The organism is Pantoea trifolii (assembly GCF_024506435.1).
Lineage (GTDB): Bacteria > Pseudomonadota > Gammaproteobacteria > Enterobacterales > Enterobacteriaceae > Pantoea > Pantoea trifolii.
Genome location: NZ_JANIET010000003.1, coordinates 96,983 through 123,763 on the forward strand (window position 1 = coordinate 96,983; position 26,781 = coordinate 123,763).

The following is a 26,781-nucleotide window of genomic DNA, read 5'->3' on the forward strand; positions in this document are numbered from 1 at the left end:
TAGATTAACGTAACGGTCACATCGATAGTTTAGCCCATGAATATAAATAAATGGTAATAACCAAACCGACCGCGACATCATAAAAAATAATTAATTTTGAGGCGCTAAATACGTCTAAGTATAGTCTGACACTTAGAAAGCTTAAAACGAAAAAGGAAACAACCAACACATAAACAACACCAATATATTTTGAGGCGAACGTTTTATTTTCATCATAAAACGCACTTTCTCTAGAGAAAACTTTTGAGTTTTGATTAATTGATAACCGTGACCTTATGTCTTCCTCAAGTTTAGATAAGTAGACATAATTACGATGTATAAAGGCACTCCTATGATATAAATTAATGATTAAGTACATTATTATCAACAATAGGGCTGAATGCACAACACCGTAAGGAAAGCTTTTTCTTAACTCGCTAATCCTGGAGGCATCAGTAATTCCAATTGATTTTGTTATAATATCTATGAGTAGTGGCTGTGCCTCTGCGACATTAAATGTAAGAAACACAGTTACTCCTATGCACAAGAACAAGCATAATAAAATCTTGTTCCTAGCTTCCCAAAGGTTGAATGTTAAATCATATGTCTTGTTGTAATGATCAACAATGAGTTCTGTACCACTATTCATCTTACCCTTTCCCCGCTTTCTTTGCATCCATAACCATTTGTTGTTTTACAGTGAGTTTTAGTAACTCAGAAATTTGTTGCTTCTCTTTATAGCCAATAGGAAACATGTAAGTATGCTGTATTACCATTTCTTTTAAAATGCGCTGGCATACAGGGTTATTGTTTAACCTAGCAACTGTATCATTTAACCTCTTAATGTCTACATGCTTTCTATACTGTAAGTCAATTGCTTGGCTTAAAAGACTTGCTGCGGGAGTTTTCATCTTTTCTTCGAGGGCAACATATATTTCATAAGCCTCTTTAGAACCTATTGAACTAGCCATTTTTCTAATAACACCATTAATAACACCATAGCTCATTTGTAGAAAAACTGTTTGCGCATGTTTTTGCAAACTTTCGTCGGTGAGATTTGGGTGTTCTTTCAAGGCGTTGCCAATTAGTTGCACTATTTCTTTTTTTAAAGTGTCCGACAAGTCGAGGAAGTATTTTAAAAACCTTAGTCCTGTTTGCGTTCCCGAGTTAGCTAAATCAAGCAAGTCATTTCTTTTTAATGTTGCGTATCTATTTCTTATTATCTGACCAGAAATGTCCATTCCTTTAAAGCTTTTGTTGATGTTGGATAAGATATCGGGTGCCTCTAACTCATCTTTGTCCTTAGAGTTTAATGAATTTAATTCAATGTTATCTAACTCTTTCTTTCTTTTTATTCTTTCTTCTTTTATCGATCTTTGTTCAATTATTAAGTCTGGAATTTGAGCGATAAAGTCGCCCATGAACTTCAATTGGTCATTGGACAAGGTTGCTGATTCATGCTGGTCAAACAAAGCATTCAAGGTTTCCTTAATTTCCTCAAGCACCCATGAATCTTTTGTATGATGCGTAACAAAAACTAAAATGTTTGCATAGTCTTCACGATGTAATTCACTTAAAAGAAGCTTGACATTTTCTTTTACTTCCACATTTTGTAAATACTCCTCTGCAATTTTCTTTGCAGTGAAAAAATAAAACAAATAAGGATATTTGAATTTTATTCTAAGTTTATTGCTTTGAAGAATTGAATTTGATTTCAGTCTCGATATTATTTCTTCACCATTAACTGACAGATAAATTCTCTGATAATTATCAAAAAATGTATGTAATTCTGACTCAAGAATTGAAGAATCATTTAAATGCATGTACCATGCTAATTCAGTAAGAACATTAAGATATTTTTCAAACTCTATCTTAGGTATCTTAGCATTATCAAATGCTTGATAAACTAATTGTTGATAGCAATGACCATGCGACGTCATTTCTAAATTCTGCTGAGAATATGTCTCAAACATTTGCAACAACATCAATATATAAACAGGTTTAGGGGGGACGATATTTTTTCTTATAATCCCGTCAAGTTTCACGCTAATATCGTCAAGACTTTCATATAATAGGTTGTCGTTAATAATTTCCTCTTGGCCCAGGCAGATCCACTTTTCAACAATTTCTGCTCTTTTTGCATGTCCAAAACCCAATAATTCATACTTATTAAAACTATTAAGCTCAGGTATTTCTGGGCATACGAATAAAAAACTTGTATTACAAGTTATTATTATATGTTCAAACTCCTTCTGAGCTTCTTCAAGGAAATGACTTCTATACTTTGAGTTCAAATTGACATCATCGAAACCATCGATCAATAATACTTTCTCTTTACACTGATTAAACCTGGCATCATTAATATTTTTATACTGTCTGTACTTTTCTTCGTTGACTACTTTCTCTACCGATGAGCTTTTTAGTTCTTTTGCATTCAAATAAATGGCGTACTTCCCATTTGAAGCGAACTGCGAATATATATGCTTTAAAAGAGTGGTTTTTCCCTGCTGTTCCTCACCAAAAACAAGATAAAACCCTTTATCTCTAAATAGAAGGTTGCTATTTGTTATTTCAATTTCACTTTCTTTATTCTTAGTGTTTGTGATTAACTTTAGGTCGCAAGAAGTATATATGTCGCTATTTTTTATGTAAGGGACTAAACGATGTGTTAATACTATCTCTGTATCTTCAATCCAATTTTTTGTTTCTTCACTTAGAGATTCTTCTGATGACGATTCTTTGGGTAACATAGGCATATCCTCAATTAAGCGAACAATGTCTTTTATCACACTCGTCCAAGCTGTATCAGTATTACCCCATGTAGTGACTGCTTTTCCATCTTTTGGTAAAGCTTGTAACTTCGAAAAAGGGGTGACATCCCATACGCATTCTCTAATAATAATAGGTATCACAATCGCTTCTTGTTTTTCATGCATTTCTAAAGCAAATGCAACCTCGATATCAAAACAATAATCAGATGCAGTAAAACTTGAACTTACAAGAAATAAAATTATTTTGGATTCTTTTAACTTCCCTGATATTTCCTTGTCCCATTCTTGGCCAGGTAAAATTTTTCTGTCATCCCAAATCTTTATAGATCCATGTCTCTCTAAGGATTTTAGTTGCTCAATAAGCTGATCTTTATATTCTTCGTCTTTATGAGAGTAGCTTATGAATAGCTTATGTGTCATTGATTTGCCTTTACATAAAATTCAGAAGGTTATAGGTGTCTAATGTCGAAGTTTAGAATGCTACCGCCCTCAAAGCTTTAGCATTGATACTGGATATCATATCAATAAGATTTGTCCGTAACATCAAATTATTTACACATATAGGATTTTCATTCTCGATTCAGAAAGCACAGCTTAAGCGCTTTTCATTGTCGTATTTGAGGCTTCCTAATCCCAGTTATAACGCCATCCAACCTCGGTTATGTAAATGGACGTCTAACTGAATCTCAACTTCATATAATGGTGTTTTATGAACTGAGAGGGTGTAGCGCTCACCTACTGATCGGGACTTACTATCAAGCCTAACCTTATATAATTAACATTATATAAGGCCAGACACCGGCGCTGAATCGCGCTATCATCAGGATCCGGGGCGGATCCTGAGCTTTGTGGCCATTTTTACGAGGCGGCGCGACCTGGACCCCACCCGGCTGAACAGGCGCTGAGCGCAGCTGGCTAGAACTCCGGCAGCGCTACGTAAATTCTGGCGGGTAACTGCCCTGCTTTTTCCTCAGAATTCACGTAGCGTTGCCGCTTCAACAACGGGCGAAAACTGAGCAACATGAGCGAACTCTCCGGTTTTAACGGTGTTGCCCTTAGCGGCAGCAGCGATGACGATCTCACCGCGAGGCTGGCCGCGTTCGTCCGGCACCGCGAGGCATTTTCGCCAAACACGTGGCGGCAGCTGCTGAGCGTGATGCGGATCTGCTGGCGCTGGTCGCAGGAAAACAAACGGTCGTTCCTGCCGATGTCACCCGCGGATTTGCAGGACTACCTTTTTCACCTTCAGGCCACCGGACGGGCTACTTCAACCATAGCGGTGCACGCCGCGCTTATCGCAATGTTACACCGTAACGCAGGACTGGTCCCTCCGACTGTCTCACCCGACGTTGTGCGCGCCAGAAAGAAGATCAACCGCACGGCCGTTGTCTCAGGTGAGCGCACCGGCCAGGCGGTACCCTTCTGCCGGCCGGATCTGAACCGCCTGGATGCGGCATGGAAAAACTCACCCCGGCTTCAGCATCTGCGTGACCTCGCCTTCATGCACGTGGCCTACGGCACGTTGCTGCGTATGAGTGAAATATCCCGGCTGCGGGTGCGGGATATCTCACGCGCGGCCGACGGACGCATCCTCCTCGACGTCGGATGGACCAAAACCATCCTGCAGTCGGGCGGTATCGTTAAGGCACTCAGCGCCCGCTCTTCCGAACGGCTGTTGGCGTGGATTAACGCCGCCGGTCTGGCTGGCGAACCTGATGCGGTATTGTTCTGCCCCGTACACCGGTCAAACAAAATTACCGCAGTCGCAACCGAGCCTATGAGCGCGCCGTGTCTGGAAGACATCTGGCGGCGTGCCCGACTCCAGGCGGGTGCGGGGACTCCGCTGAAAACGAACAAGGGACGCTATTCCAGCTGGAGCGGCCACAGCGCACGGGTCGGCGCCGCGCAGGACATGGCGAGAAAAGGGGTCTCCATTGCGCAGATTATGCAGGAAGGCACCTGGACACAGACGCAGACGGTGATGCGTTACATTCGCAGAGTGGATGCACACAACGGTGCCATGGTCGGACTGATGGAGGATGAAGACTGGCAGTCATGATCCTGTTTAAATCAGTGCTGTCAGGGGACGCAGGCGTGAAACGGTTTCAGGCAACTGCTGGCGCAACAGGCAGTCCAGAAACTCGTCAGGAGTGAATGGTGGCGATTTCAGGCTGGCGCGCTGACGGCGTGCGGCATCGAGAACCACAGTAATATCCAGTTCGGTCAGATCTGTAATAAAGCTGTCAGGATGAATGGCGCGCAGATTCCATGTCGCGAGAACATCATCAGGGAAATCTTTCAGATTAAATGTGACAATTCCTTCAGCCTGGGCAACGATTGCCGCAGCGACCACGTGACGGTCATCCTGATCCGGCAGACCTTTAATCGATTCAATCAGCGACCTGTATCCGGTGACCAGAGCATCCGGAACGTGCCGGTCCATAAGCGCACGCACACGCTCGAGTTGCGTCCTGGTCAGATCTGTACGGTTAATGAGAACATTGCGCATCCATTCTTCATGTATGTCCTCAGTCCAGCGAGCTCGGAATTGCCCGCCAGCTGAAAGGTACATCAAGAAACTACGCAAAGGTGCCGGATAAAGAACGCATGCATCAAACAGTACGGTATAACTTGAACTCATTCGTACCCCAAACCAAGTTCCTGATCCAGAGCCCCGAGCTCATCAAGAGCCTCATGCCGCTGACCTAACAGTCGATTACGGTAGGTAAGTGCATCCGTATAGCGGATCTTTCTGCGGTTGCCTGTACGGTGAAAAGGCAGCTCACCACTGTCCAGGAGACGGATAAGTGTCGGCCGGGAAATATTCAGCAAATCTGCAACCTCCTGTGTAGTCATTTCAGCACCTACCGGGACAAGGCGCACGGCATTCCCTTCACCTAATTCGGTCAGTACATCTACCAGCATGCGTAATGCGCTGACAGGAATACTGACGTTGTGAATCTGACCACGTTTATCAGTGAGAGATACCTGTTGTGATTCAGCCCGCGTTTCAAGCACAGCTGAGAGTTCTCTGCTGCACAACCGGGCAAGTTCAGCCTCCTGCAGGGAAGGAAGCTTATTCTGAAGCTGAGCCATAAAACACCTCCTGGGTCAATTATTCGAAATTTTCGCAAATGATGGGGTTTTATACAACCGTTTTTTTCAGCGTTCTTTCGGTGGGAGAATGAAGAGAGTTTACATGTCCATCATCAGCTACAGGGTCACTGCCGGCAGCAATTTTAAGGTTTAGGGTGGTGTCGGTTTGTATTGAGAGTGAGCGGTTTTCTGCACCTGAGCTTGTTTATCAAAAAAGAATGCTCAGAAATTTTGCGGTGAAATCAGCAGGGTTTTCTTGTCATTCTACTATTTATCAATGTTTTAGTTGTTTTAGATTGACTACATCAAGCCTCTAATGTGTTGTCGATGAAGTTATATGATGTTTCCCTGAGTGTTATCACCATATAAACAGTGTCTCTCATTATTCCTGCAGTGACGTAATCTGTGTTTCGATGAGCAGGTCCATCTTTGCAGCCATTTGAGTAAGGTTTGTCCGGTTTTTTATATTTATGTGCCCCTGTTTTTTCCCGCTGGAGGAAAAGGAGGCATAGCTTCAGCAGAAGGTGAACTATAGGCATCCCAGTACCACCAACCGTCTGAACCGTATTTTTCATTATAAAAGGTCTGCTTCTGACTTTTTCTGAGCAGGTATTCCCCGGTTCCCATTCCAAAAATCTCCATAGGCAAATGGTTGGTGCTGGTATCGAGTAAATGAAAGTCGGCAAATACGTCATCTTCAGCGGCATCAAAGCGCATAGGCTTCATAAAACTTCGTGATTCTGCAGCAAGCTTTGACTCCACGATGCCCTCATGGGACGAATCGAGCGGTATCCATCGTTCGCTCACGTACATCAGCGCCATTCTTTGAACTTCAGTCTTATTCCCTTTTGCAGCATCAGTAAGTGCGATGACAATAATGCGGGCGCCACGCTCCCATGCCGCACGTTCTACAGGGTGATGCATGAGTGATTCTTTCCAGAGATCCTGATGGATAATCAGCTCAGGAAGACCAAAAAAGTCGCGCACCGGGATTTTATTTACTCCCTCCTCCCGTTCCTTGCTCCAGGAGGCCAGTGAGGCGATGACAACCAACCTTTTTTTCTCATTAGCGGCTGCTAAAAGCTTTTTACGATTTGACGATTCCTGTACCGAGTCTTTCTGAGCGCCGATCAAAAGAACGTCGCTGAGGTTCGTTCGTCCCGCACGGATCTTGGATGCTGCAGCATTAAGCCATCCGTGAACAGATCCTGTGAACCGCTTCCCGGCCATCGCCGGATACCAGACATTCAATTGAGCCTCGGTCCAGAGTAAGCTCAGAAGTCCCTGCAGCTTCATGACAGACTGATTGCGTCCACTACGTTGCCGCGGTTCCCCAGCGCCAGTCCTCGCAGGGCGGTCGACGGGTTCCTGTTCCTTTAAAGACAGTGCAAGCTTCACGCGGAGGGTACCGTCAGGCTCTTCCTCAACTACACCTTCTGTGTAGGACTGTCGCCCGCTAACAGACGCAGATGAATACCAGATACATTCGGGAAAGTGATTTATACCGCTATGACCAAAGCGGGCTACGTAATAGCGGCCAGAATCTCTCCGGAGCTTAATCATGAACCGGGTGTCGCCGGTGCCAGGACAGCCACACTGCATCAGCGCGTCATTCCCGTGGTGTTTTTTCAGAACGCCCTGCCAGCTCTGTTCAAACTTTTCTGCAGTCTGAAATTCGGCTGAATAAGATTTTTCTTCCCCACCGCGGAGGATAATTATTCTGTACCGAGTCTTCTTCATTCAATCGTCCTTTAAAAGTGAAGCATCAGCGAATAACGTTACTCATTGGATCCAGTGCTTCCTTCGACGTTTCCGTTATCATCCTTGTTACAGGCATAAAAGCGGTGCAGAAAGGGGGTTTCATTGTCAGCCTCCTGTCGCCAGCCTGACCGGCAAAGAAGCGAATCCACCGCGGTTGGTTCAGCAGTAATACGTACACATAGTGGTTTTATCTGCGATCCGTTGCTGTCGAATGCGGTGTCCAGGTCTTTGCTTCTAATATAGAGGCCCGGGACCTTAGGACTGAGTTTGACGGCATGGCGCCCACCCCATTCGCTTTCGGTAAGAACTCCATAGTTAATGCCGGTCAGCTTAATCGCGTGGATGACATGCTGCAGTCGGAAGAGATCATTCTGCGCCAGGATGTCTCCACTGCTCGCGCGCCAGAGGTATTCAAGCTTACCTGGTAAATCTGACCGCAGTCCTTTTTCTCTACCCTCTTTAAGCAACCAGCGAATGTCACTGGCCAGTTCACGTCGAAACAAGCGCTTCTTTTCTGCTGTGGCCAGCCACCTGCACAGAAACAGGTTTTCCTCAGCGGGTGAAGTAACTGCCCCGTACTTACGAGCCATATAGAGTGCAACGAGCCCGCACCATGCGAGATGATCAACGTAGAGGTCAGAGCTTCTCATAAATTTTCACGTGTCTTGATTATCAACAATACTACCCAGTCACTCAGCAGCAGAAAGCCTTCTAATAAGGGATCGTAACCTTACCAGCTTCTAAATTCATCAACTTATCAGACTTTTAATCCGGAATAATAACTCAGGACACTTACTGTAGCTGCTGTGGGAATAGTGACAGCGCCTGAGCTTCAATCATGGTGGCCGCCTAGAAAGCGGAAATTATCCTACGTTAGTAAAACCAGCATGTGGTGGGAGCAAACACCGGCGCAATTGAATTCGGTGTTTGGGAAATAATCATCGTTTGAATCACGCCGTTTTTTAGCAGCCACCTGCCTGTTTTGCTCCGTAAGTCGCTTGATCAACGGTGTATTTGTCTCCGGCACTTGAGGAAAGTTGCTTAATGAGGCCTTTGCACGAGAAGCCCATCATATTGAGATACTGCTTCGCAGATTTCACCGCCTCCTGGTTCCAGTCAATGTTCAGGCTGTCCACTGCTACCGTGGCGTCAGAAATATCGAAACCATCCCCTGCATCCGATGATAGTTGATGAATAAGTCCGTCCCTTGAGAAGCCCATCATACTGAGATACTGCTTCGCAGATCTAACGGCATTATTTTGAGGCCCAGTCAAATCTCCCGCCCATGTGGGCGCTGAGACAAACAAAGCGGCAGTCAATACGAACTTCAAAACATTCATTGAAAAATCTCCATAACACATACGGCGCTTCAAACGCCCTTGAAGCCCTTGGTCGCGAATAAATGGGAAAATATCCTACGCCAGGGCTGTTAAGTTAATGCTCAGCCAATAGCAATTTCGGGGGCGAGCGCATTCTGACCTTTCATGCATGCACGCCACGCGCTGCCTTCAATACCATTATCCAGATAAGTAGATTTAGCATAAGGAATGCCTTTCCTGATGATCTGGGTGAACGCTCCATCAGTACGGGAAGTAATATAGTAGGCGCCATCAAGCGAATACTTACCTGTAATATTCCTGGCCTGAGATGCTTTCGACGTATCAAGAACATAATCGGTACACTCTTTCGCCGCTGATTCAATCATCAGGAAGCGCGCATCTTCCGGGGATGTTTGTTGCTGATGAGAGGAACAATTTGCCAGCGTCATAACTACAGCTGAAATGAGCACAAGCCTTAACTTCATATTACACCTTGATATTAAATGAATTCTTAGCTGTTATCGGCATTTTCACAGCATCCTTTAACAGCCATCGGTTGAATCAATTTACTGTCATTCCCCTTTCAGAAAGCAGCCCACCGGCATCAGTATCGACTTTTGCACCCAGTCGATCATCCTCCTGCCCGACCGCCGTTTAAGCAGCGGCCTTTCAGGCGCAAAGAAGCCAGATGGTCGCAGACGAAAGAAAGAACCCGCAGCTAAAGCTACCAGCAATGAAGAACTAATTAGTTACAACACCCATTAATCAGCCACTACTGATCCGGCCCTCCGGGCCGGGCGGCGGGGGCTCGTCAGTAGGGGCAACCGGGGTCCAGGTACGGTGCGGGTCTGGGTGGAGAGGGGCGCGCGGTTTCAGAATAGCCTATGGTGATATGGTTAAAGTATTTTGTATGTTGTAACTATAATGTAGTAAGGCAAATTTATACTCAAACTCCTTAATCCTTATCGCTTCAATACTGACTCAGTCAGTTCTGACTTGCATATCATTTGCCCTACCCTACACCAATATATTGCTTCATTCAGAAACAAAACTGAGACATGATAATTACTTCCCTGAGCGGAGTTGTAGCAAAGGAGTAGCTAGTGGAATTTTTAATGAACTCACCAATAAACACATCATCATCGATTGTACTGATGGGGATGATTGGGCTCTCACTATGAGGTTCTCCACCGATGAAGCAACATACCCCTCCCCATCCGGGCACACTGGTTGCGGATAATATCGCTGCGCTAAACCTGTCACTGCATGAAGTTGCAGTGGCTCTCAACGTGTCGTCGTCGAGGCTTCAGCGTATAACCAAACAACAGATTGCGATCAGCCCTGAAATGGCGGTACGTCTGTCCTACGTTATTGGCAGTTCGCCAGAGTGGTGGCTGCGGATGCAGGATGCTTACAGCTTGTACCATGCCAAGCAAAAAGTTGATTTATCCCGACTGAAACCATTGTCAACTGCTCAAGGTAGCAACTCATAGCGGTAACATAAGAAGCAGAGTATGTGTGCCTTTAGGCATACCTTAAGGCAGGCAAGCTATACAAATAAATTTAATTAATAGCTCGTTGCTGCTTCCTGTTAACACGATATATTAATTCTAAAAAATGGTGCTTGATAACGGCATCAAAGCCGATCTGTTATTTAACCGACGCCAGCAGCGTCTCGAAGAAAAGCTGATAAAGTCCTCTGATACTTACAGTTGCTTTCGATGCCGCCGCCATACATGTAAGAATAGTATACAGAAGCTGGGAGGTACAATTTCGTTACGCAATCCTTGACCTCAGCGGCGCAGTAATCGTACAGGTCCTACCCTTCTGAAAATGGAACTAAAGTGGTGATACGCTATTTTGAGAGATAAAACTTGGCGAGTTGCTGCTATTACTAACATACACAGCGGACACGCCCCTGAAGACGCTGGCACATAGCGCACGTTGGTTAGTGCTTAATGAGAAGGTGATGAAAAAATGCAGTACGTTAGTCGGACGCGGTAAAAAAACATATATGTAACTCAGCAAAGAAATGCAGACGCAACTGGATAAATCTCTCCAAATCAATGTCGATAATCGTTCCGAAAAGATATGATACCATATTAGCCTGAAGTTGCTTAAGAAAGAAAACGATATGCCGCCGCTCTCATATTGTACGATCTTGAAATGATGAATCCTCACCACTTGGGTGAGACGACTATTGTGTGTTTTGCCGAACAGTGGGAATGATTAATTAAAATGCGATCATCCACATGGACTTCGCGGTGGGAAATAATGCCAGTCCTCCGGGAATCATTTCCCCACATTCAGGATTAATTTATTTTAAGACATTCACCGTGTTAAAGTCTATTTGTCACTTTTCCGGATAGGAAAAAACAGCTGGCTCATCGTCATAAAATGAATATTCAAAATCTAGAACTTTTTCTATATATGCATCGAGGCTGAGGAAGCCGTGTAAATCGGCCAGATAGCCGTTTACTTTCAAGAACTCTTTCAAATAACTCAGTAAATATTCCTCATCCAGATCATCCCATTTTGCTTCCATGTGTTCAAGTGTGTTGGCCGGATCCTTGAGATAGGAAATAATATCATCATAGTTCAGTTGCCCTGAATCATGGTCAACTTTACCGAATTCGAAGAGTGCATCAAAAAAGTCTAGGACGCTGGAGCTAAGTATGCTGTTGCTAGCATTATAAGCTCCTGTTTTTTCACCATACCAGTCCCAGAACATTTCAGCCATGTCTATCGACTTTTCTTCAATAGCTTCTTCCCTAAGATTCTTTACATCACGTGGATTTTCCATGTCGATGAATTCATGGAGTTTAAGCGTCCTTTCTTCTCGCGTTTTCTTTACTCGCGTTTTCTTTACTGCAGTAGCCGAGCGCTTTCTTGGATCACCTGATACCTTTTTCCCACTCTTCTTTTTAAAACTCATTTTGTGCCCCTTTTTAAAGTGAATATACCGCGCCATTTAGAGTGCCCCACTACATATGATCGTAGTGAAAAACTAACGAAATGGATGGATGACCATGATAACTTATACTCTCATGCGGAATTGAAAAAGAAATTATCCAAAGCACAGCAGATTGCGGCTACTTATGAACTAACAGTGCCTATTTATTAAGAGGAAATTCCACTGATATTGTTTTCCCTGCCACATAGGGTGCAAAGCCTAAGCGAGATACAAATAAGACAAATCAAAACAAAAAGCAATTATTAACGATCTAACTGTACATCCACACCAAAATGCTAGACGTTGCCCCAGTTCTGGATCAGCAAGCCTTGACAAAATTGCAGACAAAGTGACCTATAGGATTTCTGTAGGTACTTAAAAAATCTCAGATAGAACCCCATAGGATTAACTATAGGAAACCTTAGGAAACCTTAGGATTAACCATAGGAAACCTTAGGAATTGCCACGGTAACCTATAGATTGAATATTCATGGGGCTTAGAATTCCTATTATTTTCCTATGAGTTTCCTAAGGGTTTACCATAGGATTCCTAACATTTTCCTATGAGTTTCCTAAGGGTTTACCATAGGATTCCTAACATTTTCCTATGAGTTTCCTAAGGTTTTACCATAGGATTCCTAACATTTTCCTATGAGTTTCCTAAGGGTTTATCATAGGATTCCTAACATTTTCCTATGAGTTTCCTTGAATTTTCAAAAGGCGATGCACTTTCAATGTTATCTTAAGACATTGTTCTTGCAATATTTTTTCGAAAAAAAACAATCTTGCGTAAGGTGTGTGTGTGGTTTGAACTTTAAATCCTTGGGCAAGCGGGCAATTTCTAGATTACATAGGATTTAAAACAAGAAAAATTATTTCGCAGCGCATAGAAAATTGATTTAAAAAATAAAAAAGAAAGATATATAGGCTATAGATTACAAATAAACGAGTTAATCTCCAATTGGATACTTGACTACCCATCATTGTATTATCAATATGAAAGCGAAGCTTTACTTCATTGGTTTCCAAATTTAAGGTGTAATATGAACAATGAACAATGAACAATGAACAATGAACAATGAACAATGAACAAATCAAGACTTTTGCGAAAAATCAAGAGCAAAAACTCATCGACGCGCTTGAGCCTAGTCGTGAGCATACTGATGTCAGTAATGAAACGCGAAATAGAGATGATTACCAGCGAGACTATGCACGAATACTATATTCGTCCTCATTTCAACTACTTCAGGGAAAAATCTGCTATTTGAAATTACTCCTGATAAATTCACCAGAAACCTACTAACTCACCGCTTTGAAGTCGCCCAGATTGCATGAAGCATGGCATTAGTTCTAGAACTTCAATATCCCGTAGTTGTTGAGCTGGCAGCCTAGCACATGACATAGGGAGCCCCCCTTCGGACACTCGAGCGAAAAGATGCTCAATATCCTACTCGATGGAATTGGCGAATATGAAAGACACGCCCAGGCGTTTTGTATTTTGAGAAAACTCGAAAAAAATTATGCATGCTGTGCTGGTCTGAATCTCACCCACCGCAGCATGCTGTCAATCATCAAATACCCTAATAAAAAATACCCTGCAGATAAATTCCTTTATGATGAAGACTACGCCTTCTACGCGCAGTTACTTAAAAAAAAGCAAATGGTCCTTGAGGAAGGTGAGAGAACTATTGATGCGCAGATCATGAATCTTGCCGATTAAATAGCACATGCAGCACATGATCTCGAGGATGCACTTAGCTGGAACATGGTGACTATTGAAGATATTGAGTATGAATTTCTTAACTCACTAAATTACAACGTTGCTATATGTCACTTCAGTTAACTTGTTAGTAAGCCTAAGAAAACTGCAGTTAAATAGAAACCCCTGAAGTCTTCTGAAGAATTTGCAATTACTTTCTGTAAAGAGCCGGCATCAAATATTGTCAACCACCTTGTCATGGATATTTCAGTAGTCAAAAATGAAGGTAGTTTTGAAGAGCTTGGTTATGGTGAGCTACCGGCGCTTGCTGAGGGGCTCCAAAAATTGGTCTCGGAAGTCATTATGCGCAAAAGAAATATAATGCCCCAAGAAATAAAAGGAGATAAAATCATCAAAGATTTATTTCATTTTTATATTTCCGATCATAACTATAAGTTTTTGTCACCTGAGCTTAAATCTACTTTTTCATATAATCAAACATCCCAGTATGATGCTAGAAAGGCGCGAGCTGTGGCTGATTACATTTCAGGTATGATGGACATATTCGCCGTCAAAGAATGGAAAAACCTCTGTGAAAAATAATACGAGTAATAGCCGAGTGTGAAGCGGTCTTCATGCTAAGTTTGCGCCTCCAGTGCAACAGTCTTGATTTAGTGGACCAACAGCTTAGAAGCCAGTAGGTTGTTTACGCTCGTATAAACAAGCAGCGCATCTACACACCTATTAATTCTGTATTATCTTCCTAGCAAAAGGGAGTCAAAGATTATGGCAGGGTTAACCCGTGCCTTTTTCTGCTCCTTATTCGGGCTTATAGACCAACAGGCACAACACATTTTTCCTTTCCAGCAAACATGCCCTTGTGAATATCCGACCTGCTACAGTTCCAATCCTTAAGCACACCCTTAACAGCATCCCCGCAGGCAAGATCGCGGCCAGTCTTCCGCTCGGTTTCAGCAGCTCAGCCGCCGCTTTCAGATGCGCCAAGGCAAGGCATTAGCAGTACGGCGGATTCATTACCACCAAGTCAAAACGCTCGCGCACCTCCTGCACCACTGCAAAATCACCTTCGATCACGTTAAAGCCTTTCGCCCCCTACACGCGGCAGTGCAGCGCTGCAGCGGTGAAATCTCCACACAAGTTGTCTGCGCCATCGGCATCAGGTCAGCAAGCCCGCCCATGCCAGCGCTCGGCTCCAGCCACTTGTCACCCGCCTGGATGGCCACCTCATCAAGCAGCAGCGAGGCAAGCACCTCGGGCGTCGGGTAAACTGGTGTGTTTTCTGATCCGGCAATGCACCGCTCAGCTGTATATCCTGAATCGCTGTGGTCGGGTCATAGTCGAACTCAAACCAGGTCAGCGCATTGATGTTCTTCTTCACGCCGCCCAGGCTCATGAGTACTTTCTCCGCTTCGGCGCGTGCGGCCTTGTCTCCGTCCCGGTAACCTTTAAAGCGGCAGTTAAACGGGTTCGTTGTAATCGGCTCGCGCGGTTGGTCCCAGCGATTAGCCTGAAAAGGCGTTGTGCGCTCTATTTCAAGCTCGCTCAGTTCTGCGAGCACGGAGAAAGGCAGGAGATTGGATTGCAGCGCAAAGGATTTTGCCTTGCTTCGCGGCTTCTGACGATGCTCCGCCGGAATGGCCGCCGGATGCAGGAAGGCCAGAATGTCATTGAGGCGCCAGGCCATGTCGGGATGAATTTCCAGATGTGCCGTGCCTTTCAGGAAGGCTTTGACGCGCAGCGCGCCGCCATCGAGCGTGAGCCACTCCCCGGCGCGACTGCGGGCAATCTGCAAAATTTTGTCGGTGGTGCGGTAGCTGGTGGGATCGCGCCCCATGAATTTAGCAATCACCTGGCGCAAATCGTCTATGTAGCCCGTGCGCTGGTAGTTATTGCCGCCCCACTCGTCATAGACGCGCGCCATGATCATGCGCTTGCCGAAGCCTTCCGGGCGGTTCGTGACGTGTTCACCGGAGAGATTGCGAAAGATGCCGTCCACACGCTCAGAGAAAAACTTCTCACGCGAAAACAGCAGCTCGGAGAGCGTGGAACGCACGGTAGCCTCTTCAAAGTCTGGCGCTTTCATCTCGCGGATCTGCTCGTTCCACTCGTTGCGGCGATCGTTGGGCATGTACTCGTACACGTCCGTCAGGTTTAACGCCTACTGCCAGTAGGCCGCATTCAGCGACGCGACAGCACCCGTGACGTTAAACACCTCCCCCACGGAAAAACCGTAACCACCCCGGCGGCCGCTCAGGTTGCCGCTGATAAAGTGCGCCACCGCAGGCGTGTTCTCACTACTGGTCACTGCGCCTGCAATTTCCCCGATAATGGCGCGGGTGTGCTGGTAGCGCCCCAGCAGCGAATCCACCAGATCGGACTCAACCGGCGCAAAGAAGCCCTCACCCAGCACCTCACCCGCCTGACTCAAATCGCACTGGACTTTAAAAACCGATGATTCTTTAGATTCTGAAGCCGTGGTGTTGATGTTCTGCTGTGACATGTTGTTTCTCCTGTTTGCGTTTACGTGATGTTTCTCTGAGTTCCTCGCCGTGAGGGCAGAACAGGCACGCGGGCATCAGGCAGAACGCAGGGGAAAACGACAAAGCCGCAGCCCGCAGGGACCGGGTGCAGACGTTTAGCAAGGCGACCCTTGCGTGAGGCCGCCCGTGTGGCAGGTTTCTGCACGGCGAAGGGGCTCAGGAGAACGAAACAGGAAGGCAGATGATGAACAGGACACAGCCCCGGACGGCAGCTATACGTCGGTCCGGTCTTTAGCGTCCACGGATTGTGTGGCCAGTGAAGGCGCTGGCGGTAAGCGAGCTGCAGGGTTTGGGGTTTCGCATTCGCCATCAGACCCCAGCCGCCAGGCCCGAAACGCAGCCCTTCGCGGTTCGGCGAAGCTTGCCGGCCTGCCGGTTAGCGCAGTCGGGCTGACGACCCGCCTGCCGGGGAGCCAAAGGAGATCATGAAGAAGCCATTATTGCTTCGCGCAGTTCAGAGTGAGTATTCAGTGGGTGACTACGTTTTCTGGTAAATGAATGTCCCAGGGTGTGAAGCAGAGGCGGCTAAAGCCGCTCTGTTTTAATCAAAAGGGAGCAGGTCACTAGGTCTTGCTCCCTTCTCCTCATTAGCGTTATTCAGGGCGTTGCGCGGTTATTTTATAACCAAGATTTTCAAACGTTGTAATCAGTCGCTGAATAGAGCCGATACTCCATTGGTTGGTAATCAGCACCGTCTCACCAGAGATGAGCTCAATGGACGCCTCATGAAAACGCTTTCGTCGTGACTGACTGACGTCGGATTCCGACTTTATAAGACTGCGATGAATATCCTTTCCAAAGATCGATACAACAGAGTTGATGTTCTCCGGCTCATTCTCCGCTATCCAGTCGCTCATAAGCTCAAAAGCCAGGTTTCGCTTATTGTATGCCGCGCCTTTAAACACAAATTTAGAATAATCCTTCTCCGATTTTTCATTTGCCTTCAAGGCTTCTATTTCTTTGCGCTTTTGTCGGACAAGGAAATCTTTTGCCTCTGGCAACGGGATTATTTGTTCGAAATTCACCAGCAGCTTGTCTAGATGCAGATATGGACTTAACCTGAAACAGCTGATACTAAGGCCATTGTTGTTAAGCCACAGGACTGTGTTTGTGATCTCTTTAGAGAAATCAGCCGATATTAAAACAATCCGGACTTGCGTATTAAAGTCAGCAATTTCGCTTTCTTCTCTCTCACAGAAATTGAAGATTTCATTCTCTGAATTTTTCTCAACACCTTCTTTATCGAGATATTTTTGATAGCACTCAGCAGCTTCATGAAAAGTCATTTGCGAAACCATGGCAGCATACCTTACGGCTTGAAGCTCCATATGGGCGCCGTGCTCATCACGTTTGAGCTCAATGACGACCAGATTGAAATTTTTATCGATGCAGAGCAAATCGATCCTGCGCTGACTGTCCTCCCAGTTATTAAACTCTTCCTGTATGACCATGCAGTCAGGAACGAAATGGCTGATATTTCTGGCTAAGGCCGACTGGATATCTCTGCGTTCCAGAATGGATTCGCGCACAAACGTCGTTTTCGACACTGCCCGAAATTCCTTCTCTTCTAAGGTGAACAACCCCATACATTCTCCATGTAAGACATTTAAAAGTTAACGAAATAAGCTCAGCACCATTGACATGCTCCCGGTTAATTGACACAAAGCGCTGCTAGCAATGTCCGCAGATCGCTCAAAGCAGACCTAATTTGCAGCAACACTAATCATTCCCAGTCAGCCACAGTAGTCAGGCCCGAAGCGCCGCTTCTGTGAGTTCGATGAAAGCTTAACGGCTCTACTTACAGCAAACGTAAGCAGATTACTGAAGATTGTCTTGAAGCCAGCGACGAGTGCCCTCAACATCATACGCCTTTGCTCCGTAACCGCTTGCAAGCAGTGAATCTGGAAGGAGTTCATCATATTTTTCCAGGTAATTCTCCGGAACGTCTGCGGCGAGTTCAGCCTCGGTGGGCAGGCCCGAGTTCATCATATGTTTAAGCGCGTGCCTGACCGATGCCACGCTTGCGTCTTCAGCCTCAATCACACCGGCAAATGAACTGACTTTAAAGCCGAATCGCACGAGCAATGCTGTGATCGTATTGACGACTTTGTCCCCCATCCAGGGGAGCACGCAACAGTGCGGTCCCAAGGTGATAAAGTGAGCATCCTGCAGTTGGTAACGCCGAAAGTAGTTAAGGCCCTCTTTAAAGAGCGATCTTGCGGCGGCATCGGCATAGTCCACCCTCTGGTCACCAATCGCTATGCGGTAATCCCCTTCCATGTATATCGCAAGCATTTCCTGGCGAACAACATCGTGCACAGACATGCCTCCACCGCTGAACAGCGGTGGCTGGCCACCTTTGGTTGATTCGACGTAAATGACCTTTTTCTCTGCATCAATTTCGGTCACCTTCCAGCGAAGCCCACCAAAGATGATGTGCTGCCCTGGCAAAAGGGGTGAGTCTACCGGAAGTGTGCCAAGAATCCGGCTGCCTGTGACTATGCGAAACTCTTCCGGCGTATTGAATACGGCATAAAACGTATAGTGGTTGGTAAGTTTCTCGCCCTCAGCGCCTACAACGACCTCTCCGCTCGCCAGCTGCGTGAGCAGCCCGCACGCCCCCATGTGTTTGAGCAGTATTTTGAAAGCGGATAAATCGATATTCCGGAACGGACCTTTTTGACAGAGCTGTAACCAGAGCTGATCCGCCCGAACCCCACCCCACTGCGCGGTGATAGCGAGGATTTGATGCAGCAGCGTCGAGTAGTGTTTCTGAGAAGTATCCGCTGGTTCGAACCATTGCTGCGAGATAGTGAGTCTGATCATTGCCATCGATTGAACCAGCTGCAGCCTCAGGTGGTCTATCATGCCACTTGTTGCTGTGAGTTCGCGTTCTGTAATGAGCATTCGCAGTACCGACGGAGTTCCACGCCGCCCTGAACGTCCCATGCGCTGACGCAGGCTTGAGACAGAGTGAGGAGGGGTAACCTGAATAACTGACTGCACCTTACCGATGTCGATACCCAATTCCAGCGTCATGGTACAAATAGCTGTAGTGGGCAAATCTCCTCGCTGTAATCGTTTTTCCAGCGTCTCGCGAAGTTCTCTGGCGAGAGAGCCGTGGTGGGGAAAGAACTCATTGGGGACGACCTTTTCCTCGCACATGTCGCTAAGCGTGGCAGCAATGCTCTCCGTACGCTTTCGGCTGTTGGCGAAGACCAGATGAGAATCACCACGGCAGAGCCTGAAGATGTCCGCACATACGCGCTCTTCAGCCGGCGCCTTTATCTCTTCGCCCTTGATGTTAACCGGTTCCAGATAGCCTTTAACCTGCACCTGAAGCATGGCCGAACTGCTGTTGTCCGTTATCGTTATGCACTCCAGCTGCCTGTCCGGGCGCAACTGTTCAGGCACTTTCTCCAGTTCGCCAAGTGTGGCGCTCAGCGCGACCCGGGGAACCGGATTATCGTGGCGACCGAGCACATGTTCAATTCTGTTCAGCAGAGACAATAGCTGCATGCCGCGATCTGTGCCAATGAACGCGTGAAACTCGTCAATGACCACATAGGCAACGGATGAAAATGCCTGCTTAAGCCAGCCCGATGAGTTAATGAGCAAAGACTCAAGCGACTCAGGCGTAATGAGAAGGATGCCGGAAGGATTGGCCCGGGCTTTCTGTTTTTTACTCTGAGGAACATCGCCGTGCCAGGGCGTCACCTTCATACCCAGCGCCTCGCCCAGACTTTCCAGACGACGATACTGGTCGTTGATCAGGGCTTTAAGCGGGCTGATATAGACGATGCCAAACCCGCCGGTAACATCAGCCGTTGCAGAGCAGGCTGGCAGAAAAAACGCCTCTGTTTTACCCGCAGCTGTACCGGCACTGATCAGTACGTCGCGGTCACCTGCTAAGACGGCAGGAATTGAGCTCTCCTGCAGGGGTCTTAAAGCCGGCCAGCCCTGCCGGTAGACCCATTTCTGAACCCGGGGATCGAGGCTGTCATAAGCGCGACTCATAAACTGAAGCTTGCCAGGCCGTCATTATTTTCTTCGTCGTCAGAAACGGCGTCATCCATGTCGCTTGGTCTGTCATCCTCGATAGCAACGCCTGAGATTAACGACTGCCAGTTCATCGAACGGTTTTGCTCCAGAATGGCCAGCATATCCAGAAACCCCTTGATAGTATTGCGGGGGGTCCGGAAGTAAGCATCCCCGATAGTGTTACTGCAGTGGTGAAGAAAACCGGTGAGCGCATCATCCGAAACGAGATATTTATCCGTATCCCCACCAGCGTATACGTGACGGAGATTTTTTAGCAGTATGTAGAGCTCTTCAGGCGTCAGGCTTGCGAGATGCAGTGCTGGAGAGGAGTAATCGATGACACCAGAACGTTGTGCAAACCGATTTTCAGCCAGGCGAGACTGAAGCGCTTCATAACTGTAAAGGCCCTTGCGCGGGTCAAACAGGAATTCGGGTGTGCCACCGAGGATAAATCCAAGGTTTTCAGCGGAGCCCTGCAGGCAGTCATTCAGGATCCGCAGGATTTGCTCATAATTTGCCGTTCTCGCCTGCGTATTGTTCAGCTTATAGAGATTCACCATCTCATCCAGGCTGACCAGAAGTCCGGCATAGCCCGCCTGGCGGACGAAGAGACTCATCAGCTTAAGCGCATCATAGAATGAGGCGTCTGAAATAATAGTACGGACGTCCAGATCGTTTCGGGCATCTGTTTTCGTGGTGTATTCACCCCGCAGCCAGCGAATGGCATTGGATTTCAGCGCCTCATTATCCTGTTCATGCCCGCGCCAGAAAGCCTCAATGACTTTTGCAAAATCATATCCACCCACCATCTCAGTCAGCGCTTCCAGACGTCTGTGGATCACCGTAGAAACGGCAGACCTGTCAGCATCCGCCTCTTTCCTTGCCTCCGTGACGAAACGCTCCACTACACTCAGAAGCGCGTTCCCATCCGGCTTATTCCGGGTTGACATATTTTTCATCAACTCAGAGTAAAGATTACGCGCTTGTCCCCCCGAAGAATGAATACGTCTGTCAGGGGAGAGGTCGGCACTGACAGTGACCAGTTTTTTCTCCAGTGCAATGGATCGCACAACGCTCATAAAGAAGGTTTTTCCCGAACCATATTCGCCGATGATCAGCCTGAAGCTGGCGCCACCGTCGGCGACCCTCTCAATATCCTGATGGAGCGCTGTAATTTCATTCATGCGTCCAACCTGAATATGCTGGATGCCAATTCTTGGCGTCACACCTGATTTCAGTGACTGAATAATGGCATCACGCTCTCTGGTTCTTATACGTGCTCCAGACATTTACACTTCCTCTAATTCTTCGGCAATTTCAAGGTCTACCCAGATATCATCTTCTGCATCGTCCAGTACTGGCGCATCGACCATTGCAAACGACCAGTCATTAATCACTTCAAGCGCTCCGCCCAGCATCAGGCCAAACTGCCCACAGAGATCGGTCGCTTCTTTGCGGGACCACTGTTCTTTTTCTCTCAGCTTTTCGTAAAGCTGACTGTGAGCGAGGTCCAGTCCTGCCGTCTGTGGCTCTGGAGGGGTTGCGCCCTCGCGCGGCTCTAATTCGTCTTCTGTAAAAATCGTGCTGAGTAGTTTGCGCACGTCATCCGTAGCCGATTCATGTCGGGCCAGCACCCTGGCATCAAGGGTAAACTCCTGTGGAGCAGGAGTTTTATGTGTGAAGACCTGTGCTGAGGGCTGTTCGTTCGTCGAATGCTGATGGATGATGCCGGATAGCGTGGCGGGATCGAGTCCCAGCCCCGAATAAATTTTTTCCAGCTGTTTGATTTCAGCGGCCTCGATGCGTCCATCCGAAGAGGCAACGCTCACGATAAACTGGCCGACGGCTGCCTTTTCAGCAGGATTCAGTAACGCCAGCCTGTTTTTCATTCCCGTCATATTAGCCGGCGTGTGAAGCTGCCAGCTCAGATAGGCATGCAGGGAGCGCCTTTCATCTTCGTTAAAGTCCCGATTATGATCGATAGCGTTTTCCAGCACGGTCCGTTCTGACTGCTCTATGTTGTTATCGATCATGGCCACAATCGCCCCCAGCCGCAGCATCATGACGGCTGAAGTGAATGCCGGTGTCGGAGAGATGCGGTGTCCGTCTCCTGCTGCATATAACACCAGCACACCGCCGACTTCAGACTTCACATGGTGATAAAACGGATCAGGTGCCATCCGATATCCCATTTTTGCGGCAAAGGCCTGCATCAGATCGATTTCTTTTTTATTTAACTTTGCCGGGATACCCGCCCCCATATGCTCCCAGAAATCGGCAACCGAGGTTAAACCTGCTTGACCCGCAATGACGCCATCAGCCCAGTTCCTGAATGCACTTAATACTTTGCCTGCGCTTTCGTTGATGATTTCTGCTGGCAGTAACATAATCGCTGCAGTGTCGTTTTCAGAAGTATCTTTCCTGCCCAGATAACGACTGTAAGCATCCAGGTCTTCTGTACACACCTCTGCCAGTGTCACAATTTTCTGAATGGGACCTTTTAAGGAACTTGGATCAGGGAGATCGGCAACCGGGAGACGTACACCGCGCAGGCTTGGGCTGGCGGGCGCGTAATCAAGCCGCAGTCGTGTTTTATTCGGCTTAACGACCATCCCGTCCCCAAATTTGAGGGTGTATCGCCGCTTGAAAAGCATCGCAAACTCTCTCGCACAACGACGGGCAGGGGTACGTATCGCGTATTCCGCATGATGTGTCACCCACGTAAGCGCCACATCGGCTGACACGGGTATTCCTGCTTCTACCGCTTGTGCAAGTGAGAGCTTAAACATCATGCCGTTACTCAATCTAGCCTCGTTGCCAGAAGCGGTAGGGAGTTCAGTCTCCGGCCGCAAGATAGACATGGCTTCCAGCAACTGCGATGAGTAGTGACGGAAGGAGCGGTTTTCAAAGAATACCGACCTAAGCCGTTCAACCTCAGAAAACAGCGAGCTAAATTCAGCATCGGATATATTTTCATCTCTGCTGTCCACAAGGGCCCTTCTCTCCAACCCATAGAGGTAGATAAACACATATCCTACAGGGCATGATGCATCACATCGGTCACTTGCCAGCCAACTGAGATATGCGCCGCGAGACTCTGGAGTAAGGGAGCAATATTGCGGCCAGTAACCCAGAGAACCGTCTTCGTAATCATAGGAAACATGCTGAGTCTTTAGCGTGGCATCAATCAGTGATGCTTCACTCCCATCATTATAATTTCCACTGAGGCTTTGCCCCGGAGGATTCATCCGTTGGCCGAAATACAGGAACCCGCCAGCAATGACGAGCCCACCTACAGAGATCTCATTACCCGGCAGTATCCACTGAGCGAGAACGCCGCTTTTCTTGGAACTAGCCTGTCGTGGAGTAGCAGAGATCCGGTACTCCACAGTCCGTCCCGTTGTCAGCGTAAATGTTGCAAGCGCATCGTCGTCACTGTCATCGTTTACCACATTATTCCCACTGTTTTTGTTACCCGTTTTCCACGTTCTGGGAGACTCTTTTTCGGCTTTATAGGAATTTGAATTGCCTGATTTGTGTTTTTTCTTTTTGAAAAACAATAAATAAATCAGATAAATTGCCGCTATGAATATCCATAATTCCATGAGCAATAACCTTTGCCTTAATTTGGTTATAAGTTATGACGCAAGTAGATTAATCTTAAAATAATACTTCTATATCCGCAGGGTTAACACTAAATTCTTCACCTATCTAAGTCACTAATATTTATGAAAAATACTTAAATACATAAGCGAAGTCAGTATGATTTACTGTAACCAAACTAATCTGGGAGCAATTATCGTTGTGAGGGGGCAAAATCTTTCTGGACTCCAGCTCCTGAGATGCAGCAGGATTTTTGGGGGTGTCACGGTGAGGAGATTCGAATTGCTATCTTCCGCCGTTCGTTCTCAGCAGAAATTAGGTTTCATGTGCTTGTTGGCTTTGTGCATGAAGAGACTTTGCCAGGTGAAGACTTCAAGAGAGTCTCTTAGCAAAAGCGCCATCTGCTAGAAAAACCTATTACGTCCGCTTTTCGCTGTGAGTTCAACGGGTCGACGCAACGCTATCCTTAAACAAGGGGGGACGTTGCCATGAAACGAAGAACGCGCATTTACTACACGCCAGAACAGAAAGCGATTATCTGGGACAGGTATAAGCAAGGTGATTCCCTGCATGATATCGCCAGAATGTTCGACAGATATCACTCTTCTGTTATGCCCACTATTCACCAAACTGGTGGTTATCGCCCTCCTGTCAGAAAGCGACACCGGCTGGCTCTTTCACTTGATGAAAGAGAGGAAATATCCAGAGGGCTGGTAGCAAAAAGTAGCATCAGGGACATCGGGGTTCGAGGTCCAATGATGTAAAAAACCACGCTAAGAGGTTAATTTATTGTTTATATTGAAATTTAACGGTCTTAACTCGCCCTTCAGAATATCTTCCGGTAACGAAAACGTATAATGCCCCAGCATATTTATATGGCCATGTATCAGCGGCGATAATCTTGCCAGATGCTCCTCTTCAGGTGTTTCCCCCGATTTGCGAAGATGTGACAACGCCTCCTGCATGTAAAGTGTGTTCCACAGCACAACCGCATTGGTCACCAGACCCAGAGCACCGAGTTGATCTTCCTGCCCTTCACGGTAGCGTTTTCTAATTTCACCACGTTGTCCGTAGCAAATGGCTCGAGCCACTGCATGGCGTCCTTCTCCCCGGTTGAGCTGAGTGAGGATCCGACGCCGGTAATCCTCATCATCGATATAGTTGAGAAGATACAACGTCTTGTTGACCCGGCCCACTTCCATAATCGCCTGAGCCAGACCAGATGGTCGGCTACTTCTCAACAGTGAACGAATAAGCTCTGATGCATGGATGGTCCCAAGCTTCAGTGAGCCCGCCATTCGCATCATTTCATCCCATTGGGATTCTATTTTTGACAGTTCAACACATCCCCGGGCCAGCTCATTCAGGGCACCATAATGTGCCGTTTTATCTGCCCGCCAGAATATCGCCCCGCCTGCATCGGCCAGACGAGGGGAAAACTGGTAGCCCAGTAACCAGAACAGGCCAAAAATGATATCGCTGGATCCTGCCGTGTCCGTCATAATTTCTACCGGATTCAGCCCGGTCTGCTGCTCCAGAAGCCCTTCCAGTACAAAGATGGAATCACGAAGCGTACCGGGAACGACAATGCCATGGAAACCGGAGTTCTGATCGGAGACGAAGTTGTACCAGGTGATACCGCGTCCTGAACCAAAGTATTTACGATTTGGTCCGGAATTAACCGTTTTAACCGGTGTGACAAAACGCATACCATCTGCGGAGGCAACCTCACCACCTCCCCAGTACCCCGCGAGCGGCAGCGTGGACTGAAAATCAACCAGCCGTGCATTAGCGCTGACCAGCGTTTCTGCCCTGAGATAATTTTGTTTAACCCAGCTCAGACGATGGCGAGTAAGCGCGGGAATATTATGCTTTATCAGGGGTTCATGCCCTATATTGCAGGCTTCTGCCAGCAGTGTTGCGCACAGACTGACCTGGAGATCCTGCGCCCGGGCACCTGATTCACTGACGTGGCTGAATTCGCGGGTAAAACCGGTTCGGGCATCTATTTCAAGCAACAGCTCAGTCAGATCAACCGGAGGGATCAGTTCTCTTACCCGACGATTCAATTGTATCAGTGCCGGTGGCTCATCCAGTTTATCCAGACTGCTAATCGTCAGTGAGGGATGCTTACCTTCATTGCTTATGCTGACCGCTGCGTTGCAGGCAAAACGTGAAGCCACTGATTTCCATGTGTCATCAAGCCGCGTAGCCAGTTGTTCTGCTGCTTTAGTTCCGTCTGATGGATGACCCAGCGCCCGACATACCGGGATGCGTTGTGCCTGCCATTCAGCTCCCTGAAGCAATTTTTGACGCGGGTCCCCCCACCGGTCACTGTTCTCCAGCCAGAGATCACGACGGCGCAAAGAATCCTGAAGGCGCTCGAGAAGACACAGCGAGTAACCCGCTCGTAGAATCCTGCCATCTCTGTCGTAGACCAGACGTTTCCAGGGGCCGGAAATGATTTGCTCTGGTGCATCGTCGAGAATTCGCTTTTTTGAGCCACTCAGTTCGGCCAGATAATGGATTGCTGACAACGTGTGCTCCCCGGCCGGGGCGGCCTGAAAGTGTAAGTCACGCAACATCGCGGACAGGAAGCGCTTCACCCGTCCATATTGTTCCACCATTTCATCCTGAAAATGAGTATCCTGCGGGCGCGCCAGCTCATTTACCTTGCCGACGGATTCAGCCAGTTTGTCCTTTGGTATGCGGCGAAAAATAGCCTGCCGCAGAGCTGCTTCATCGGTGTTCTCATCAAGTAATAACGTGCATGCCCGTGCCAGTAATAGCGCGGCACGATCAAGATCTTTCAGGGTCCTGAGCCGCTTTTTCTGCCCGATATTTTTTGCAGAACGCGTGATATCCAGAATAAGCATATCCAGCACATCCACGGCCTCGTCAAGCGCCGAAATTTCCTGTGCTTTCACAAACGCAGTAAGCACGGCCAGTCGCCGTTCGTCAGGCATTCTTGAAATGTATTTCACCGAAGCCATTCCGG

The 26,781-nt window shown here is 47.2% G+C and carries 19 protein-coding genes and 1 pseudogene; 5 read left to right on the top strand and 15 right to left on the bottom strand.

Features of this window, described 5'->3' with window-relative positions; genetic code table 11:
* Positions 1-629: 629 nt before the first annotated feature.
* The gene (locus NQH49_RS23375) at positions 630-3,170 is read right to left on the bottom strand and encodes a TIR domain-containing protein (protein ID WP_256699193.1); all 2,541 of its coding nucleotides are present in this window, start codon (positions 3,168-3,170) and stop codon (positions 630-632) included.
* Positions 3,171-3,771: 601 nt separating this feature from the next.
* Here NQH49_RS23375 and NQH49_RS23380 point away from each other — a divergent pair.
* Positions 3,772-4,809, top strand: a complete 1,038-nt coding sequence (locus tag NQH49_RS23380; protein WP_256699194.1) for a tyrosine-type recombinase/integrase — start codon at positions 3,772-3,774, stop codon at positions 4,807-4,809.
* A 6-nt stretch (positions 4,810-4,815) separates the two neighbouring features.
* Here the strand turns inward: NQH49_RS23380 and NQH49_RS23385 are convergent, their stop codons facing one another.
* The 6 genes from NQH49_RS23385 to NQH49_RS23410 all read right to left on the bottom strand — a co-directional run bounded on the left by NQH49_RS23385 (position 4,816) and on the right by NQH49_RS23410 (position 9,411).
* Complete coding sequence (locus NQH49_RS23385; protein ID WP_256699195.1) at positions 4,816-5,391, bottom strand: VapC50 family PIN domain-containing toxin; 576 nt, start codon at positions 5,389-5,391, stop codon at positions 4,816-4,818.
* Complete coding sequence (locus NQH49_RS23390) at positions 5,388-5,846, bottom strand: helix-turn-helix domain-containing protein (RefSeq protein ID WP_256699197.1); 459 nt, start codon at positions 5,844-5,846, stop codon at positions 5,388-5,390. Before NQH49_RS23390 ends, NQH49_RS23385 begins: the two co-directional genes overlap by 4 nt.
* A gap of 468 nt (positions 5,847-6,314) precedes the next feature.
* On the bottom strand, positions 6,315-7,586 hold the full coding sequence (locus tag NQH49_RS23395) for a DUF1173 family protein (protein WP_256699199.1): 1,272 nt from the start codon (positions 7,584-7,586) through the stop codon (positions 6,315-6,317).
* A 38-nt stretch (positions 7,587-7,624) separates the two neighbouring features.
* Positions 7,625-8,257 (bottom strand): DUF2913 family protein, encoded by a 633-nt coding sequence (locus tag NQH49_RS23400; RefSeq protein WP_256699200.1) that lies wholly within the window; start codon positions 8,255-8,257, stop codon positions 7,625-7,627.
* Between the two features lie 312 nt (positions 8,258-8,569).
* Positions 8,570-8,947: an Ltp family lipoprotein gene (locus NQH49_RS23405; protein ID WP_256699201.1), complete on the bottom strand. Its 378-nt coding sequence runs from the start codon at positions 8,945-8,947 to the stop codon at positions 8,570-8,572.
* 101 nt (positions 8,948-9,048) lie between these two features.
* Positions 9,049-9,411: a hypothetical protein gene (locus NQH49_RS23410; protein WP_256699202.1), complete on the bottom strand. Its 363-nt coding sequence runs from the start codon at positions 9,409-9,411 to the stop codon at positions 9,049-9,051.
* A 708-nt stretch (positions 9,412-10,119) separates the two neighbouring features.
* Here NQH49_RS23410 and NQH49_RS23415 point away from each other — a divergent pair.
* Positions 10,120-10,419 carry a HigA family addiction module antitoxin gene (locus NQH49_RS23415; protein WP_256699205.1) on the top strand — a complete coding sequence of 100 codons (300 nt, stop codon included), beginning with the start codon at positions 10,120-10,122 and terminating at the stop codon, positions 10,417-10,419.
* An 860-nt stretch (positions 10,420-11,279) separates the two neighbouring features.
* Here NQH49_RS23415 and NQH49_RS23420 read toward each other — a convergent pair.
* Entirely contained in the window at positions 11,280-11,861 is a 582-nt protein-coding gene (locus NQH49_RS23420; protein ID WP_256699207.1) for a hypothetical protein, read from the bottom strand.
* 1,453 nt (positions 11,862-13,314) lie between these two features.
* On the opposite strand from NQH49_RS23420, the gene NQH49_RS23425 reads away from it, so the two are divergent.
* Positions 13,315-13,599, top strand: coding sequence for a hypothetical protein (locus NQH49_RS23425; RefSeq protein WP_256699208.1), 285 nt, complete (start codon positions 13,315-13,317; stop codon positions 13,597-13,599).
* Positions 13,600-13,836: 237 nt separating this feature from the next.
* The gene (locus NQH49_RS23430; protein ID WP_256699209.1) at positions 13,837-14,181 is read left to right on the top strand and encodes a hypothetical protein; all 345 of its coding nucleotides are present in this window, start codon (positions 13,837-13,839) and stop codon (positions 14,179-14,181) included.
* A gap of 574 nt (positions 14,182-14,755) precedes the next feature.
* Here the strand turns inward: NQH49_RS23430 and NQH49_RS23435 are convergent.
* From NQH49_RS23435 to NQH49_RS23460, 6 genes are all read right to left on the bottom strand, one after another.
* Positions 14,756-15,748: a DUF4942 domain-containing protein gene (locus NQH49_RS23435; RefSeq protein ID WP_305961353.1), complete on the bottom strand. Its 993-nt coding sequence runs from the start codon at positions 15,746-15,748 to the stop codon at positions 14,756-14,758.
* A 9-nt stretch (positions 15,749-15,757) separates the two neighbouring features.
* On the bottom strand, positions 15,758-16,099 hold the full coding sequence (locus NQH49_RS23440) for a hypothetical protein (protein ID WP_256699211.1): 342 nt from the start codon (positions 16,097-16,099) through the stop codon (positions 15,758-15,760).
* A gap of 633 nt (positions 16,100-16,732) precedes the next feature.
* Positions 16,733-17,725 (bottom strand): PDDEXK family nuclease, encoded by a 993-nt coding sequence (locus NQH49_RS23445; RefSeq protein WP_256699212.1) that lies wholly within the window; start codon positions 17,723-17,725, stop codon positions 16,733-16,735.
* 232 nt (positions 17,726-17,957) lie between these two features.
* A complete protein-coding gene (locus tag NQH49_RS23450; RefSeq protein ID WP_256699213.1) occupies positions 17,958-20,156 on the bottom strand; it encodes a DEAD/DEAH box helicase in 2,199 nt (732 codons plus the stop codon).
* On the bottom strand, positions 20,153-21,469 hold the full coding sequence (locus NQH49_RS23455) for an ATP-binding protein (protein ID WP_256699215.1): 1,317 nt from the start codon (positions 21,467-21,469) through the stop codon (positions 20,153-20,155). Before NQH49_RS23455 ends, NQH49_RS23450 begins: the two co-directional genes overlap by 4 nt.
* Positions 21,470-23,785 (bottom strand): tellurite resistance TerB family protein, encoded by a 2,316-nt coding sequence (locus NQH49_RS23460; protein WP_256699216.1) that lies wholly within the window; start codon positions 23,783-23,785, stop codon positions 21,470-21,472.
* A gap of 486 nt (positions 23,786-24,271) precedes the next feature.
* On the opposite strand from NQH49_RS23460, the pseudogene NQH49_RS23465 reads away from it, so the two are divergent.
* A pseudogene (locus tag NQH49_RS23465) lies at positions 24,272-24,532 on the top strand (IS30 family transposase); the annotation flags it as partial.
* A gap of 24 nt (positions 24,533-24,556) precedes the next feature.
* Here the strand turns inward: NQH49_RS23465 and NQH49_RS23470 are convergent.
* A partial coding sequence (locus NQH49_RS23470; protein ID WP_256699425.1) for a Tn3 family transposase occupies positions 24,557-26,781 on the bottom strand: 2,225 nt, incomplete at its 5' end.